We start from the raw sequence: 15390 nt of genomic DNA, 5'->3' as shown, positions 1-15390 counted from the left end.
AACTTCAAACCACTTCTCTAAATAGCGATAGCGGTCTCACTTAGTACAGCCTTATGCGACACCAGATGCCCAACCTATTGATAACCTGACAACAAACAGGGATGTCACATAGGGTTGCCGTCTTTCTATGTGAACCACTATGACATAGACGGGGAGAGAAGTTCATGACCATTAAAGCGATTCGACCATTACTTAACAAGCACCGTTGCCTAGCTTCATTCAGCTGTGAATATTGCGGAGGTAGCCACAGTTCAACTTGTGACATTTGCGATATGCCTCCATGCCGATGTTCTTGCTAATACCACACGTTTAATACCCACCATTAGCGGTTTACGAAAGTAAGCCGCTTTTGTTTTCTATGCATTTATCCCTGCAAACCAATCTATTAATAAAAAGGAATTTCCTATGAAAAAGACGTTAGTTTCTGCGCTTATTGCTAGTGCAACCCTTGCTGGTTGCGGCGGTGGTGGCTCATCTGAGCCTTCACAACCATCCAACTCTACGTTGTTATCCGGTCGTGCTATTGACGGCTATATCGTTGGTGCCACGGTTCATTATGATTTTAATTCAAATGGTGTTGTCGATCCTGATGAGCCATCGGCTATCACTGAGGCTGGTGGTGTGTTCACTATTGAAGGTGACATCACAGAAGAGCAACAAGCCTGTCTTGAATACGTCCCAGTGATCGTAGATGTGCCTGTCGGAGCTATTGATGAGGACTTAGGGGAAGTAACTCAAGCATATGTACTTAACCTGCCACCAGCGTTCACGTTGCCTGAAGAGGTAGCGAATGGCTCCGTTAACATTACGCCACTCACCACAATGTTGTGGGAGTCAGCGAAACAGACGGTTGAAAGAGAGCAAGGCGCAGCGTATAGCTGTGGATTAGTGAAAGACAATGAACCAGTCCGCAATGCCATAAAAGACGCCATGCGTAACGTAGCGGGGGATTTAGTTTGGCATTTCAATATCTCAGAGGAAGAGCTGTGGAGTGATTACATAGCGGATGGTAACAGTGCGGTCTACGATATTGCTGAGCAGCTTATGGCATCCATTCAACTTTCATTTGAAGAGACTTATGAATTATCGCTTCAGTACCCTTATGCACATATCAACGTGGCTCACTACCTTAACGATCCAACGGACTGGCAACGCCAAGATGATGAACAGTTATGGTACAAATCGATTTCCATACGTCAAGGTAGCTTCTGGTCTGAATCCGTCTATGCGGTAGGTAATAACTGGCTACCCGAACGTTTGATTAGAAACTACCTGCAAGAAGACAGTATCACTGACTTTGGTACGGTGGGCTATGTGAATGAATACCGCAACATGAGTTCCGATCCAAGCTTTGATGATTACATTTGCAGTAAGTCAGAAACCTTACTTTCAAAGGTAACTGGCACTGACAACCAATACGGTATGGATAACAAATCATCGTTCTATGATCTTAGTGAATTGGAGTGTAATGAGGTTAGTTTGAGTGATGCTGCTGATGGCCAAAACATGACGCTTTCGACTGCGAGAGTGAGTGGTGTGTACGATGAAGACGGAAGCCGTTACAAGTGGAATACAGTACCAAGTGAGTACGCGCATTGGTTAGGCTTCAGTACAGATGTAGAGAGTATCGACGTTGATGCATTAAATGCTGATATCGCGGCGCTACCGCAAACCTATGGTACTCAAGATTCTGTTGGGGCTGATTGGTGGGAGCACACAAAACCCTATAAGTTTCAAAAATCGAACATTAGCGATCGTTGAATAGTGGCGGGTTTGGGAAAGTCGCTTGCCATCGCGCCCAGTATTGATGGAACAGATCAATGTACGACATCAAGATAAACAGAACATAGGGTATGAACAACAACTGCAATTATTGAAGAACTGATAGCGCGGACGCCCCCTTCTAAGGAATTATAAAGCCAAACCGCCTTCTTATTAGAAGGCGGATATTTCTATTGAGATACCGTGATCATTAAACCACTACAGACAGGATTCATCTCGCCATAGGCAGATCGACCAACGATGACTCCTTTAAGGAGCCTGGCCGGGAGGCAAGGGCAGCAAGCACCTCTTGAATTTCACTACCTGTATCTTGATCTATACAGTAAACCTTTCCAATATTCATTGGTGATGCCCTCTCAGCCAACGCCATTAACTCCGGAATGTACTCTTCACCTGGGTGACCTTCTTTGCGAAGGTACAACCGGGAACGATATCTATCAGCAACTAGCTCAGGTGAAATACTATTCCAGACCTCGATGATCTCAACTACATCAGATTGCTTGACATAGCTCTCTAGTAATTCTCGGGATTGAAACCCAAACCACGCATCAATTACATATATGCAGTCATCTGGAGCACTCGCGACTGTGTCCCAGATAGCTTTGTAAGCTGCTTTACTAAGCTCCCTGTTAAATTCTCGATCAATGGCTACATGCAAATCCATAAACGGTTCTTTGATGGTATCAATTGAGAGGTAAGGCCAGCCGAAGTGCGTTGCTATCTTCGCTGCTACAGTACTTTTACCTGAAGCGGGGATTCCATTAACAATGATGACTTTCTTCATAATAGAGCTAAAACCTCTTCTTTTTCTTTGGCCGAAGCTATCTGCTCTCGTACTGACGGTTCCATTAATGCCTCGAAGATGGGCTTCAGGCCTTCCTCAATATGACTATGACTATCAACTGCAGAGAGCATGATGATGATATTGACATCAGGGCTACCGTTTATTGAGATCGGGTTCTTCAACGTTACTAGGCTAAAACCGAGCTTATTTGCGCCCTCTTCTGGTCTTGCATGAGGCAGAGCAAACTTTTCGTCTTCGAAGACGTAGTATGCGCCTAAATCTTTTGTACCAGTGATGATGGCATCTAAGTACTTCGATGAGATGGTGCCATTCGTGACAAGAGGAACCGCGGCTACCTGCAAAGCTTTTTCCCAATCCGGCTCATCGACTTGAAGTTGCACCGCATCTGCCTCTAACAATAGTTTTTTTAACATCCAGCCCTCCGATTAAAAATTCGTTCTAGCTATATTTCGTAGTTCATTCATTCGAGTAAACACATCATCCACTCTATCTCGATACGTTGGCGCTTGAGCAAATACCGAAGCTGCCTTGCTGTATTTTGCAACAAGGGCTTGTTGAACTTGTACGTTGGAAGTATCTTGCTCAAGCATGGTTTCTAACTGCTTGATCTCTATATCAAGCTCTGTAGCTTGCGTTTCATCAACGGGCTCTACTGGGTTTTTACGCCCAAATAGTTTGGATAATATACTCATACCGACTCCTAAATACCCTGCTGGTTTCCCAGCAGGGATGTTCAAACCACTACTGGAAAAGACGAATCTTTTCAGCAATAACTTGACGTACAGCGTTTCGTGCTGGAATGAAGAACTTTCGCACTGAATCATGCACTTTGCCACTCGCATGAGTGTCTTGGCAGTGTTTAACCCACTGAACATTCATTTCAGTGCCAACATTTACTTTATCCATACCATTGCGTACGACAAATCGCATATCTTCATCCGAGACACCTGTTCCACCATGAAGAACTAAAGGCACTTTCGTCTTCTCAGACAGTTCGATCAATAGGTCTCGTTGAATATTGGTCTTTGCCGTGTATGAACCATGAACAGTACCAATACTGACGGCTAACATATCGACTTTAGACTTATCTACAAACTCAAGGGCATCAGATAGCTTTGTAAATGCAATGTCTTCATCTGCGACTTGTTTACCATCTTCTGCTCCCCCGATTGCACCGAGTTCAGCTTCTACGCTCACATTTTTAGGATGAGCGTACTCAATAATGATATTTGTATTAGCTATGTTTTCAGCCAACGAGAGGTGAGAACCGTCGTACATGACACTAGTAAAACCCTTATCGATAGCCAGTTTAATATCATCAAGATTTGAGCAGTGGTCCAAATGGAGGCACGTAGGCACATTATGCTCTTTAGCTAAGGCGACAATTGACGCCACCAACAAGTCATACCCAAGGTACTGAGCCGTACCCGTTGAAATTTGGATCATTAAAGGTGAGTTTGTATCCATTGCTGCCTCAAAATAAGCTGGTAACATCTCAATACAATGGAGATTGAATGAACCAACAGCATTAAATCCGCGCTCTCTTGCAATGACTTCTATTTCTTTAAAATTATGCATTGTTTAACTCCGCCTGTTCAGTTTTTTCAGTTTTAAGGTTTTTGTTTACATACCAAGTGATTGCCGCTACAAAGCCTACGAAGCTTGCTACGAACATCCAGTTGCCGTTAAATGCATGACCCAGTAGAAGACCTGATGCGATTACATCAGAATCACTAAATGTCACACCCACGAAGCCGTAAGTTTCTAGTAAAGGGATTAGAATTGCTGGTAGGAAAGTAATGAATAGGCCGTGAACTACACCGCCTATGATTGCGCCGCGACGACCACCCATTGCGTTGCCAAAAATACCCGCTGTACCACCTGCGAAGAAATTAGTCAGAAGCCCTGGTAGTATCATTGCCAACCCAAACATAGGGAACAACAACATACCGATCACCGAACCTACAGTTGTTGATAGGAAACCCAGAATTACAGCGTTAGGTGCATAAGGGAACAAAACCGGGCAATCCAATGCAGGTATTGCATTTGGCACTAGGCGCATAGCAATACCTTGGAAGGCTGGAACTAATTCTTGCAACAATAGGCGCACACCTGAGTACAGAACGAATACGCCAGCAGTAAACATGATTGCTTGCATAAACGAGTACATCAAATAGTTCATACCACCGCTGTACTGAGCAATATATTCAGGACCTGCTGCAATTGCAGGGATCAGGAACATTGGCACCATAATGACAGCCATCGACAGGTAGGTATCACTTAAAAATGCAAAAGCTTTTGGAAGCTCAATTTCTTCCGTAGATTTAGAGCCCTTGCCAACGACCTTCGCGACAGCTGCTTGAACCATATAACCGATCGTACAGAAGTGCCCAAGTGCAACGTTGTCAGAACCAGTAATCTTGCGAACCACAGGCTGAGCAATAGCAGGCATTGCTACAGCTAAAATACCGCCGAAGATACCCCCCGTTAATACTAGTGTTGCGCCTGATAGACCTGCCTTGTAACAAATGACAGCACCAATAGTGGACATCCACAGTAGCGCCTGCCCTGTTAGAAAGATGTACTTCCAAGGCGTGAAGCGAGCAATAATGATATTCGTTGCGAAAATTACCATTAAGGTTAGTGCGACTTCCGTTCCCAGCGTTTGGTTTGCAATACCTGCAATAGCCGCAACATCAGTAATGTAACCAGTCATACCGAACCCGGTAGTAAAGATGCTATTCAGGTAAGTTAATGTCTCAACGACAATGTTTATACCCGCCATCATGACCAAGAAACCAAGCATTGTCTTAAACGTTCCTTCGATTACCTTACCGGAGGGCTTTTTTTGTAAAATAAGACCGAGCATAGCAATACTTGCGATCAATATTGAGGCCTGCCCAAGCACATCTTTTACTATAAAGTCAAAAAATGTATTCATAATTAATTTGATTCCATGCCAATGTTAATTAAAATATTTTCTCAAGGCGTAGAAGTACCTTGATAGGTATTTCTACCTATCTACATCTATTATTCAGCAGTAAGAAAAAGGTGTTTTTCTAGGTGTTACTTATCTAAAAACTCTGAGATTGCCTGTTCCATTTCTACAGAGTCAGTAAATTTTTGGATTGTGACTACCTTTGCAGCATCTTCAGCGCTAGCGCCACCTTTAATCGCATCAGAGAACGTACCAGAAGTAATAATCATGTCTGGCTTTAGCGATAGCACTTCAGATACCGTGGTGTGGCCTAAAGAAAAGTCAATCCCCATTTTCTCTAGGATAGGTTTGGCTGTCATTTCCAAAGCAAAGCTAGAACCTAAACCACAACCGCATACGCACATTATATTCATCGTCATTTATTCATTCCTTCTGTTCACGAATTTGTTTTATTGTTTTATTGTTTTATTGTTTTATTGTTTTATTGTTTTATTGTTAATTACCAAACCATGCCCAATTGCTTAGCCAGTTTGAAATAATGCCCCTCTTTATCAACGGTACGACTCTCGACCCCAGCTAAATCCAGTGGTATCGGATTATTCGATGAATTGATGGTAATCACCTTATTCGCCATACCACTTTGAATGCATCGCACCACTTCTGAAGCTGCGATCGTACCTTGATAAATCTCTTCAGTTGTTGGCTCACCGCTTCGCAAACCGAAACCCAATGTGGTTTTACGCATGCGAATACCTACCTTTGGTTCTAGGTCTTGACTCAAGGTATCAATCGCACCTTGGAATCCAGGTGAATACTCTTTTGTGTAACTCTCAGCACAAAGAATCACAACACTATTCTGCACTGCTAGTTTTTCTTGAATTTTTGCTGCAAGCTCATCGACTGGAATTTGATGCTCCGGTATCAGAGCGATATCCACATTAGATTTAATTGCAGACTGTAAAGTTAGTTCGCCAGAGTAAGCACCCAAAACTTCAACGAGAAACACTCGATTTGCTAAGGCTCTACCGGTATTTCGCAGCTTAGACACTTCTCTCATCACCTGCTCACATGCAGTAGAAAAGCCAATGGTATGATCGGAGCCAGCGATATCATTATCGACAGTCATTCCCACGCCAAAACAGTTAACACCATACTCACTCAATACATTCATAAACCGCATTGAACCGTCGCCTCCTGCGCAGATTAAAGCGTCTACTTTGCTCTTATGCAGGTTAGTTGCAATGGTGGCGTATTCTTCTGGGTTGAGGTGACGCGAGGTTCTACCCGATGAAATTACGGGCATTGGCGATAGACTGTAATCAGCGAGATCTCGATAACTAATTTCTTTCTTATTATCCGACAGTAGGCCTTTAACGCCTCCGTTATAGATAACAATCTCAGAGTTCGACATTTTCGCAACTTGATAGATGAAATTGTTCACACCAACTGCATCACCACCACTGACCACTATTCCTAGCTTCATTTCTAACTCACACTCCGCTCATTTGATGGATTAAGTATCATTGTTTAAATAAAACCAAACCGTTACACAGATCACTTAACTGGACGTTTAAATCACAGCCCTCATGACAGTTGCGGCGATAAATGCGTTAATTTTGTGACCTGAATCACCAATGTGACATTTAATGTTAAATTAATTAACATATTAAGAGGGCATTATTAGACCGCGATCTTTTTTTTTAGGCAATAAGTTAAATATTTGTATCAGCGCAATTGAGCTCATTTTTTGGGCTGTAATGTGAAAGGCGTCAACTTTTAGTTTTTGGTCAATCAACGTCCGTACCTAAAAATAAAAGAATTAGTGTGATCAAGCGCCAATATTGATGTCTCAAAGTCTTATTTGTTCGATAATCTAAGTTCCGAGGTGTGGTAGCACTTCTCCCTCCTTAGCAATCTCGACTTAGGAGAGTGAGATAAAACCGAGGGTTATAATATGAGGACAGTAGGTACGTAAAACATCAAAAGCTAGAAGGTAGCTCCTTCAATAAAAATTCGAATACACGACCTCATCTTAATTTTCATTGTCAAAATCACTTTGTAAATACGTGGATTCCATATACATAAGCGGAAAAACTAGCTTATTAGGAATAACATGGCATAGAAGGAAGCTGTAATAGCTTCCATCCATTATCTGTCAATCAGCGTTATCGCGCTCACCAATACGTTCCAATACCCAATCTGTCACCTCTTCTTCTACCCATGCCACTGAACGACAACCTAATGACACTGCTTTTGGAAATTGGCCTTCGCTCATGTACTTGTAGATGGTAGATCGTGCAAGGCTGGTTAAGGACATGACTTCTTTTAGTTTGATTAATCTCATGATGAATTCCGGTTAGTTCAACTCATGAGATAACGAGAATGTGCAGTTAATTACTTCACTGCGTAAATCACCACACTCCAACTTTTTTCAACCACACATTACCTTTCTGAAGCCAGCTAGTCGCGGGCTTCCATTTATGCTCGTTTCTTAAATCAAACTAAGCAGGAGGCTCTTATGCCGTTTGTGTTCATTGCTGGCTTTATCGTTGGCGCAGGCTTGTATCACATCAACAAGGAGGCTAATGGTGAATCCCCACCAACCTACTAAGACACTAATAGAGTTGTTCATCTATGGCGTTGTGAGTGGTTACAACTGGGCTAAACAACAAGATAAACAGCAACCATGACCTAAAGCAGCCCAGCGTGATCGGGCTGCTTCTATGGGGAAGGATTCCATTATTTTTTAGCTACATATTACTTGGATGCACATACCTTTAACGCACAAGAAGGAAAGTAGATGCATTCAAATCATTACACGCCAAACGAGCCCACAGAGCTTCGTCAAATTCTAGAGACCGCAGCAACTATGCTCGCAGCCAAGTATGCCCGTTCGGGTTCATTCACCAGTCCAGAAAACACTAAGCAATATCTACAGATGAAACTGGCGCATTACGACAGAGAAGTGTTTGCCGTGATGTTTCTGGATAATCAAAACCAACTGATTGAATACAAAGAGATGTTCTTTGGCACCATCGATGCTGCTAGCGTTTATCCAAGAGAGGTCGTCAAAGAAGGATTAATACTGAACTCGGCAGCAGTGATCTTTGGTCATAATCACCCATCTGGCTTACCTGAACCATCACAAGCCGATCGTAGGATCACTCAACGTCTGTCTGATGCATTGGCACTGATTGATATCCGAGTATTGGATCACGTTGTGGTCGGTGAGCAATGCGTGTCCTTTGCTGAGCGAGGTTTGCTATGAGCCAAACCACACCGCATCGACTGCTGGTGGAATACCTTAATGCTCTTGTTGAGCAATTAGATGTCCCTACCTTTGCATCACGGATCGCCCTTAACTTTCGAGTGTCGAGCTACTACCAAGATCGTAGTGGTTTTCATCCTGTCGAGATCCAACTCAATAGATCGACAAACCAATCAGATAACACTCATTGGAGCATCGTCTTTGTCACTAGCTTTGCTTACCCAGATGAGCAAACCGAAAAGCTGGAGGTCGAGCTCTACTTCAATTTTTTACGTGGGTGGTTCTATCAACCGGACATTGAATGTTGCGAACTCCACCAGCCACAAGTAACCAGTCTATATCAAAGCTATGAACGGTCTTTCCTCAAGCAAATTCAACAATGCTCCTTTGACGGTATCCAAGCAACACTCGTCAATGTCGACACTCCTACTAAATCATCTATCACATAACCATCAACCAAGGAGGCACACCATGCCAGCCGTAACCAAAATTCAAACGATGCAGTTTCACTCTTGTGTACTGCCTATCTCTACTCGCTTTCACAACGCAATCACTAAGCAGATTCAGGAAGCGAGTCTTGATTACTATTCAGATACCTTAACCATTAACTTTCGTGACACGAGCTATAACGCTGAAGCTGGTGGGTATCATCCAGTAGAAATCATGATCCGCAATGAAGGTGATAAGTGGCGACTCTGTTACATCACCGACTTTGCCTATTCTGGAGGTGTCTATCCAGAGTTAGCCATCGAGCTTGATTTCAATATTGAGATCAACATATTCAGGCAGATGTTTTTAGCACCTTGCGCTCTAGCACATCGAGAAGTGAAATCTTTCTATCGAACGTGGGAAAGTAACTTTTTGGAGTATTTATCTGATGGTGTGTTTGACCAAATCAAAGTCACCAAGAGCTGAAAAGCATCCAAGTTCCCATTTTAGCAATTTGGGAACTTGCCATCCCTTATGGAACAAGGCTTTTCGTTTCTGGCTTGCTTTGAAGTTCCTCTAATCATCATTTTCATCGAAAAAAGGAAGCTGCGTTATGGCAGAAGTTCAAGCGGTGAAAAACCGTGACACTATCCAGCTCATCGGCCACTTATTAGAAATACGGCATAGTAAGCAAATGTCAGATATCTGGAATGTGGGTATCAATCTCGCTTTACGGATTTCTGATTTACTGGCGATTAAGTTCAGTGACATCGAAGAAGACCGTTTAACCATCCGTGAGTCAAAGACGGGCAAAGTGGCCCAGATTGCATTAAACCCAAGAAGCTTAGAAATCATCCTCCGCATTAAAAAAGAGAATCCACACCACATCTACTTATTCCAATCTTACCGAAATCAGCAAGCAATAAACAAAGCTGCCAACCCATTGAGTCGTCGAGCGGTTAGCCAAGCGTTTTCATCGATTGGTGAAGAGATTAGTTTTCCGCTTGGGACTCACTCGATGCGAAAGACCAGAGGCTACCACCTCTACAAAAGCACCAAAGATATTGCGCGGGTGATGCGTATGCTTCGCCACAGTTCAGAAGGTGTCACACTGCGCTACATTGGTGTGACACAAGATGATATTGATAATGACTTTAGGGAGTTAATTCTGTGAATACAAAAAAGACAACACCCAATCCATCTTCAAACTGCCGCTTAACTCGAATGTGTGAAGTTGATTAAAAGAGGCAATTACCTACCTATTTTTATGTTCAAACACGCTTTTAAGCACAAACTAATTATAACTGCTCTGAGAATGCTCTAGATTTTTAGTGTGGACGTCCACACTAAAAATCTACAATATAACCTTTCCCAGTTGAATTTAGTTCGAGATAAAAAGTTTTAATCGCAGCGAGGGGGAATTAGCCTAGTCATTCTAAGTAAACCCTCTCACCAAAGAGTAAAACGCTTTTATTCGTCCCCTTCGGGCAACGTTTGCTGGTCAACACGCCCTACGCCTCAAACCCATACTTTGCTTAAACAAAAGCTACCTCGTATTTTTTCACTGACTCTTCGTAGAATTTACCTTTTTCTTGCAGTGAGCTCTTAGCTTCGGCTGACACTTTCACCAAGTCACAATCAGCAGCCATCATTGCAGAATTAATAATATTTTTTTGACGTTCGGTACTGAACTCTCTTTTAAAGTAAGTCAGTTTATTATCACTAAAACACCCTTTCACGAATTCAGTGAGTTCTTCATCATTTTGCAACCATGTAGACCGTCGGAGTAACTCTTTTTCTGGTGAAGTAAACATAGACTTCAGCCGAGTCATAGCGCTTGTGGTATTGCCTTCAAACTCATAAACAACCACTTTTTTATCTGCACTCGAATAAGCATTAGAAGCTCCCACATCTGAAACTAGATGGCCAGATTGTGGGCCAATGCTTGCTTTCCCTCTTAACTCTTTATCCGTGGAAATACTTTCAGAGCGTTTGCTACCAGAATATATGGTTACTTTCTTAGCACCTGCTAAACGAGCTGCATTGACTAATTCAGTATCTTGGCTGGTCAAAAATGAATCATCAAAAAAATTTGATACTGAAATCAATTCTCTTTGCTCGCATCGAGCTTGTGCTGGGTGCTCTATCAAAAACTCACCGACCACTGAACTGTTTATCACATAATTCTCTGGCAATGAGTCAACGTTTATATAGTCTAGGGATAATGTGCTTCGAGGTTCCTCATCGGTTAACATGAACAACTGTTGATCCGGTAAACCTTCAAACATTAACTTCATTCTGAATAAAAATGCTTTTTCACAATGAGTATGCTGGTCATTAGCGCTGATGACTTCCTCAATGAAAGCCTCCCAGCTCCCTTCCTTCTTTTTAATTGCTCCCCAATACCGATGAAGTTCAGCGATACTCAATGGCTCTTTAATCTTTAACTCTTGCAAACTTTTAGAGGAGGGATATTCCATTTTTTCATTATCTATATAATTTTGAATAATGGACTTCTCCTTTTCACACATATCACCATCGGCATAAGCAGCAGAGGTAGCTAGTTGCACAAGAAAACACAATTCCCTTTCTTGTTCTTTAGTTAATGACTTTTCAGTTACATCCCGTGCGGAACTAGTCTTTTTTTTATCATTTCCCGAAAAATATTTGTATGTTAGTGCACCTGCGGCAGCGGCGGCAATAAATGGCAATGGCATCAATTCACTCCTTGTCAAATTGTTATGCATACAATTGTATTCTAATTGTAATTTTATAACAGCCCAGTTATAAGGATTTGTGACAACTAACCTGCTATAAGGGGACGTCTAACCTTACTCACTATCAAGAAGAAAAGCAGAGGAAAGCGTGCTAACGCATTTGATCAAACATCTTCCTGACAAGATAAACTCGAAGATTAGTTCTGCCTTAAATCAGTCCCTTTCTTGGATTACTGCATCCAAAGTTACGGCGACCATCACCAAGTATCTTAGTCTCAGCCTTTGCCAAGTAAGCTAACCTAACCGCTACCTCACCTAAGTCTTTCTGAAATCGTGCTGGTGGGTGATTACGGTTCAACGTATACATTGGACGCTCAGGGATATGAACTAGTCCTTCAATCTCATCTGTCGTAAGCCCTAATGCACTAGCCCATGCTCTGTTTACCATACAAGCAAGAGTACCTTCGTAATGAAGCCTACCAAATGGATAGTAACCATCCTGATTGACCGCTAATGCCACATGGTAATGTTCATTGTGACTGGCGTTACGTTCCCTTACCCAAACGTAATTTAACGGACACGGGTAGATACGCTTTCCTTGTCTGGCTTTATTCCTCTGGTCGAAATTCATCTGAACTTTCAATGAAGCAATAAACCGTTTCATCAAGTCAACATCGGTATTCACATAGCAGGTCGGTGTATCACGCTCTAAAGGGTTGTCAGAGTTCAAACCATTGTTAGGTATGCGTAGATCAATTCGAGCGATGAGTGCTCTAGGATGGAGCGCTAGAGCTCCCATAACAGTGTCGTTGATACGGGCAAGGTGACGTTGGTTTAAAGAACCATACTGAGCTGGGATTTGAGCAAATTGAAACATGTTCATGAAAATCTCTCCTGTGTTGTTTGATTTCACATAGAAAGAGAATGATGCGTAATAACTTACATAAAACTGTTCTGCCGTAGCAGTGAGTGAATATCTATTGCCTATGGCTAGAGATCTTAGCTGATACAACAACATGTACTGCATTCATCAGTAGTGTGGCTACTGAGTGTAGTACTGCTAGTCATGCTTTTATAAAGAGTGTTTGTTAAGTAGCTATATTACTAATCCACAAAGCGCACTGTTTCTTTCAAGACTGTAGTACCGGAGTCATGCCTATGGATAGTCAAAGATTGGACCTAACTAGGGTGATTGGAACTGAAGTCACTCTGAAGTTATGCATTTCAACAAGAGTGCATTCGGCTAATAGCTAGTGCGTCTAATGGCTGATAATTATATCAATCCCATTTCCCCTTGCTGAGTATGGCATGACTTTGTAAATGCCTTGTTCTGGTAAATTATCAGAGAGCTTTCTGTTCATAGTAATCACATTTTTGGCTTCGATAGCTTTAGCCCATGCCATATGTACAACTAGGTCAACCAGCTCCTTTGCTCCGGGTAAAACGTCGATATCATGAGCTTCAGTATCCAAAGCCTCATTAGCCAAGGAGTCTTCATTGTAATTGCGTTGGAAGTCTGTATTTTTTTTATGATGATGCATCACAGACTCTGGTAGAAGCCTTTCTGCTATTGAATCAGCAAGGCCATCATCGGATAACAATTCATCTGGTGCCTTTCCTGAAATAAGAGAGGTACCATCAATCATGTTCCAGTGCTGGTTTAGCAAACAAGAGGCTATATCATTCACTTTAAGCTCTATATGATTAGCCAGCAGCTTTCTATTTTCTCCTGTGAAGAAGTGTCTTAATTGGCAGGCATCAATACTTACTTTCACGGATGCAATTAACGATGATTCATAAAATGCGTTGAGAGAATGCTCCGTTTGATTGTGCATCGGCTTTTGCCTTATCACCGAAGAAATGACCATCTCTGACAAACTCGCTGTCATAATCAGGTTTTGCTGAGTGAAGCGATATCCGTGAACTTGTTGTTGAAATGCTGAGTGCCAGATATTTAGATAGTACTGCGTTGATACCTTCCCCATTAGTTGTGGGATAGTTCCACCGGGTACCTTGTTAATAAATCCCAGTGAACATAATCGTTCAACATGCGATTTCACTCTTTCTTTATTCATACCGGTAATGTCGGCGATTTTTGCACGTCCAAGTTCAGATACATGACCAAAATCATCACTAAAATGCAGCAGAACAAGAAAGAGCAATTTATTAGCTAGTGATGGTTTTTTTGCATTGTTTAACAAACCTTCATAATGAATAAATGTCGAACTCAACTTTAAAAAGGGAGCGCTCACGTGCATACCTTTAGCATTACGATTACGTGGAAGAGTGACATGGTATCGGTAGCTGTTCCCACCCTTACCTGTCTCAAATGAATCCCTACAAAGCAGTCTTACTTTCTCTAGTTGCTTTACCGACTTAGTAAAAGTATTGCTACTTATTCGCAGACATGCGCACAACTCACGACTATTGAGTGTCGTTTGCCAATTATCAAAACGAGTAAGAATAAGCAGTTTCATCCAGAGCATTTTAGCTTCTGGTGATGCTTCAAATTTCTGGCTATTCTCATCGATATACAGCAAAGCTCTTGAGAGTATCTCGACCTCACTCATGGGGTAATTCATCAATATTCTACACTTTACCAGTAGGTTTTTAGAGTTCAAATACTGTATCACATTACATAGTGCGAAAATGTGTAATGGATATTTCTGATGATTAAGTCACGAACAGTATTCCATTACTGTGGCAAAGTATGAGTTGTGTTTATAAATGGTGTTATGAGAATGGGACGTAAAGGTAATGCTAAAAGCTGGCTAACTAGCTCTGAGGAACAAGAAACGTGGGTAAAAGAATATTTGCTCAAGAAGAAGATTTCTTGGAGTAGCGGTTTAGCCGATGCCGCATCCAGAAGCTCCGCTTCAGCAATAAAATACTTAAAAGATTTAGATGAATCGATGAGTGGCAACAAGTTACTACTACAGCAAGCAAGTAATGCCTGGCGCGCTCAAAAGAGTAGGAAAAAAAATAAACAAATCAACATATCCATTTCTAAAAATGTCTACAAAACTGTCGACTCACTAGCTAAAAGGAACGGGTATTCGATCAAAGCAATGGTTGAACTCCTTATTACTGAAAGCCAAAACAAGATCGAAGAGCTGGAGAGACTAAAAAAAACAGATACTAAGTACACACAAGCCTGTGAAACAATAACAGAGCAAAATACTCAAATAGAAAAGTTGGAGACTGAGCTTTCAAAGCTAAGGAAAGCTAGCGACGACCTAAAGCCCTCAGTATCTACTGTTCACGAAAAAGAAAAGTTATCGAATCTTCAAGAGAAAATCATTTCTGCACAAGATGAACCTACGCTGCATGAGAGTCCTAAAACCACAAATCAAAAAGTAGATACCAACCATTCTAAAAGAAAAGCCTCAAATGCATGGAAACACGCATCATCTAAGCCTTCCAAATCGCAATGGCAAAGATAATTATCTGT

At 41.9% G+C, this 15390-nt stretch carries 17 protein-coding genes; 6 read left to right on the top strand and 11 right to left on the bottom strand.

Annotation, left to right across the window (positions count from 1 at the left end; translation table 11 throughout):
* The first annotated feature begins 405 nt into the window (after window positions 1-405).
* Window positions 406-1761 carry a hypothetical protein gene (locus AB4517_RS08845; RefSeq protein WP_372148214.1) on the top strand — a complete coding sequence of 452 codons (1356 nt, stop codon included), beginning with the start codon at window positions 406-408 and terminating at the stop codon, window positions 1759-1761.
* Between the two features lie 232 nt (window positions 1762-1993).
* Here the strand turns inward: AB4517_RS08845 and AB4517_RS08840 are convergent, their stop codons facing one another.
* The 8 genes from AB4517_RS08840 to AB4517_RS08805 form a co-directional block, all read right to left on the bottom strand.
* Window positions 1994-2566, bottom strand: coding sequence for an AAA family ATPase (locus AB4517_RS08840; protein WP_372083441.1), 573 nt, complete (start codon window positions 2564-2566; stop codon window positions 1994-1996).
* Window positions 2563-3000, bottom strand: a complete 438-nt coding sequence (locus AB4517_RS08835) for a PTS sugar transporter subunit IIA (protein WP_372083439.1) — start codon at window positions 2998-3000, stop codon at window positions 2563-2565. The genes AB4517_RS08840 and AB4517_RS08835 overlap by 4 nt, the downstream gene beginning before the upstream one ends.
* A 12-nt stretch (window positions 3001-3012) precedes the next feature.
* Window positions 3013-3279 carry a hypothetical protein gene (locus AB4517_RS08830; RefSeq protein ID WP_372083438.1) on the bottom strand — a complete coding sequence of 89 codons (267 nt, stop codon included), beginning with the start codon at window positions 3277-3279 and terminating at the stop codon, window positions 3013-3015.
* Between the two features lie 49 nt (window positions 3280-3328).
* Window positions 3329-4165, bottom strand: a complete 837-nt coding sequence (locus AB4517_RS08825) for a ketose-bisphosphate aldolase (protein ID WP_372083437.1) — start codon at window positions 4163-4165, stop codon at window positions 3329-3331.
* Window positions 4158-5528, bottom strand: coding sequence for a PTS sugar transporter subunit IIC (locus AB4517_RS08820; protein ID WP_372083436.1), 1371 nt, complete (start codon window positions 5526-5528; stop codon window positions 4158-4160). The genes AB4517_RS08825 and AB4517_RS08820 overlap by 8 nt, the downstream gene beginning before the upstream one ends.
* 125 nt (window positions 5529-5653) lie before the next feature.
* On the bottom strand, window positions 5654-5944 hold the full coding sequence (locus tag AB4517_RS08815) for a PTS sugar transporter subunit IIB (protein WP_372083435.1): 291 nt from the start codon (window positions 5942-5944) through the stop codon (window positions 5654-5656).
* Between the two features lie 80 nt (window positions 5945-6024).
* A complete protein-coding gene (locus AB4517_RS08810; protein WP_372083433.1) occupies window positions 6025-7008 on the bottom strand; it encodes a 6-phosphofructokinase in 984 nt (327 codons plus the stop codon).
* Window positions 7009-7680: 672 nt separating this feature from the next.
* A complete protein-coding gene (locus tag AB4517_RS08805) occupies window positions 7681-7869 on the bottom strand; it encodes an AlpA family transcriptional regulator (protein ID WP_372083431.1) in 189 nt (62 codons plus the stop codon).
* A gap of 456 nt (window positions 7870-8325) precedes the next feature.
* Here AB4517_RS08805 and radC point away from each other — a divergent pair, with 456 nt between their 5' ends.
* The 4 genes from radC to AB4517_RS08785 all read left to right on the top strand — a co-directional run bounded on the left by radC (window position 8326) and on the right by AB4517_RS08785 (window position 10396).
* The gene (gene radC / locus AB4517_RS08800) at window positions 8326-8793 is read left to right on the top strand and encodes a DNA repair protein RadC (RefSeq protein WP_372148213.1); all 468 of its coding nucleotides are present in this window, start codon (window positions 8326-8328) and stop codon (window positions 8791-8793) included.
* Complete coding sequence (locus AB4517_RS08795; protein ID WP_372083429.1) at window positions 8790-9242, top strand: DUF2787 family protein; 453 nt, start codon at window positions 8790-8792, stop codon at window positions 9240-9242. Before radC ends, AB4517_RS08795 begins: the two co-directional genes overlap by 4 nt.
* Before the next feature lie 22 nt (window positions 9243-9264).
* Window positions 9265-9708 (top strand): DUF2787 family protein, encoded by a 444-nt coding sequence (locus AB4517_RS08790; RefSeq protein ID WP_372083428.1) that lies wholly within the window; start codon window positions 9265-9267, stop codon window positions 9706-9708.
* Between the two features lie 127 nt (window positions 9709-9835).
* On the top strand, window positions 9836-10396 hold the full coding sequence (locus AB4517_RS08785) for a tyrosine-type recombinase/integrase (protein ID WP_372148212.1): 561 nt from the start codon (window positions 9836-9838) through the stop codon (window positions 10394-10396).
* Between the two features lie 361 nt (window positions 10397-10757).
* On the opposite strand, the gene AB4517_RS08780 is transcribed toward AB4517_RS08785, so the two are convergent.
* From AB4517_RS08780 to AB4517_RS08770, 3 genes are all read right to left on the bottom strand, one after another.
* Complete coding sequence (locus tag AB4517_RS08780; protein WP_372125293.1) at window positions 10758-11939, bottom strand: DUF533 domain-containing protein; 1182 nt, start codon at window positions 11937-11939, stop codon at window positions 10758-10760.
* A gap of 208 nt (window positions 11940-12147) precedes the next feature.
* Window positions 12148-12822 (bottom strand): inovirus Gp2 family protein, encoded by a 675-nt coding sequence (locus AB4517_RS08775; RefSeq protein WP_372148211.1) that lies wholly within the window; start codon window positions 12820-12822, stop codon window positions 12148-12150.
* A gap of 376 nt (window positions 12823-13198) precedes the next feature.
* A complete protein-coding gene (locus tag AB4517_RS08770) occupies window positions 13199-14509 on the bottom strand; it encodes a hypothetical protein (RefSeq protein ID WP_372148210.1) in 1311 nt (436 codons plus the stop codon).
* A gap of 171 nt (window positions 14510-14680) precedes the next feature.
* Here AB4517_RS08770 and AB4517_RS08765 point away from each other — a divergent pair, with 171 nt between their 5' ends.
* Window positions 14681-15382, top strand: coding sequence for a hypothetical protein (locus AB4517_RS08765; protein WP_372148209.1), 702 nt, complete (start codon window positions 14681-14683; stop codon window positions 15380-15382).
* The last annotated feature ends 8 nt before the right edge of the window (window positions 15383-15390 follow it).

The sequence above is a fragment of the Vibrio sp. 10N.222.52.C3 genome, assembly GCF_041474195.1.
GTDB classification, from domain to species: Bacteria; Pseudomonadota; Gammaproteobacteria; order Enterobacterales; family Vibrionaceae; genus Vibrio; species Vibrio crassostreae_C.
The sequence above is the reverse complement of the archived record's forward strand: the minus strand, read 5'-3'. Positions and strand labels throughout refer to the sequence as shown.

Bases quoted from the DNA above. Each gene is read 5' to 3' on its own strand.
- AB4517_RS08770 (WP_372148210.1), bottom strand. From the start codon at position 14,509: ATGAGTGAGGTCGAGATACTCTCAAGAGCTTTGCTGTATATCGATGAG.
- AB4517_RS08795 (WP_372083429.1), top strand. From the start codon at position 8,790: ATGAGCCAAACCACACCGCATCGACTGCTGGTGGAATACCTTAATGCT.
- AB4517_RS08775 (WP_372148211.1), bottom strand. From the start codon at position 12,822: ATGAACATGTTTCAATTTGCTCAAATCCCAGCTCAGTATGGTTCTTTA.
- radC (WP_372148213.1), top strand. From the start codon at position 8,326: ATGCATTCAAATCATTACACGCCAAACGAGCCCACAGAGCTTCGTCAA.
- AB4517_RS08765 (WP_372148209.1), top strand. From the start codon at position 14,681: ATGGGACGTAAAGGTAATGCTAAAAGCTGGCTAACTAGCTCTGAGGAA.
- AB4517_RS08810 (WP_372083433.1), bottom strand. From the start codon at position 7,008: ATGAAGCTAGGAATAGTGGTCAGTGGTGGTGATGCAGTTGGTGTGAAC.
- AB4517_RS08830 (WP_372083438.1), bottom strand. From the start codon at position 3,279: ATGAGTATATTATCCAAACTATTTGGGCGTAAAAACCCAGTAGAGCCC.
- AB4517_RS08835 (WP_372083439.1), bottom strand. From the start codon at position 3,000: ATGTTAAAAAAACTATTGTTAGAGGCAGATGCGGTGCAACTTCAAGTC.
- AB4517_RS08805 (WP_372083431.1), bottom strand. From the start codon at position 7,869: ATGAGATTAATCAAACTAAAAGAAGTCATGTCCTTAACCAGCCTTGCA.
- AB4517_RS08785 (WP_372148212.1), top strand. From the start codon at position 9,836: ATGGCAGAAGTTCAAGCGGTGAAAAACCGTGACACTATCCAGCTCATC.
- AB4517_RS08845 (WP_372148214.1), top strand. From the start codon at position 406: ATGAAAAAGACGTTAGTTTCTGCGCTTATTGCTAGTGCAACCCTTGCT.
- AB4517_RS08790 (WP_372083428.1), top strand. From the start codon at position 9,265: ATGCCAGCCGTAACCAAAATTCAAACGATGCAGTTTCACTCTTGTGTA.
- AB4517_RS08820 (WP_372083436.1), bottom strand. From the start codon at position 5,528: ATGAATACATTTTTTGACTTTATAGTAAAAGATGTGCTTGGGCAGGCC.
- AB4517_RS08780 (WP_372125293.1), bottom strand. From the start codon at position 11,939: ATGCCATTGCCATTTATTGCCGCCGCTGCCGCAGGTGCACTAACATAC.
- AB4517_RS08840 (WP_372083441.1), bottom strand. From the start codon at position 2,566: ATGAAGAAAGTCATCATTGTTAATGGAATCCCCGCTTCAGGTAAAAGT.
- AB4517_RS08815 (WP_372083435.1), bottom strand. From the start codon at position 5,944: ATGACGATGAATATAATGTGCGTATGCGGTTGTGGTTTAGGTTCTAGC.
- AB4517_RS08825 (WP_372083437.1), bottom strand. From the start codon at position 4,165: ATGCATAATTTTAAAGAAATAGAAGTCATTGCAAGAGAGCGCGGATTT.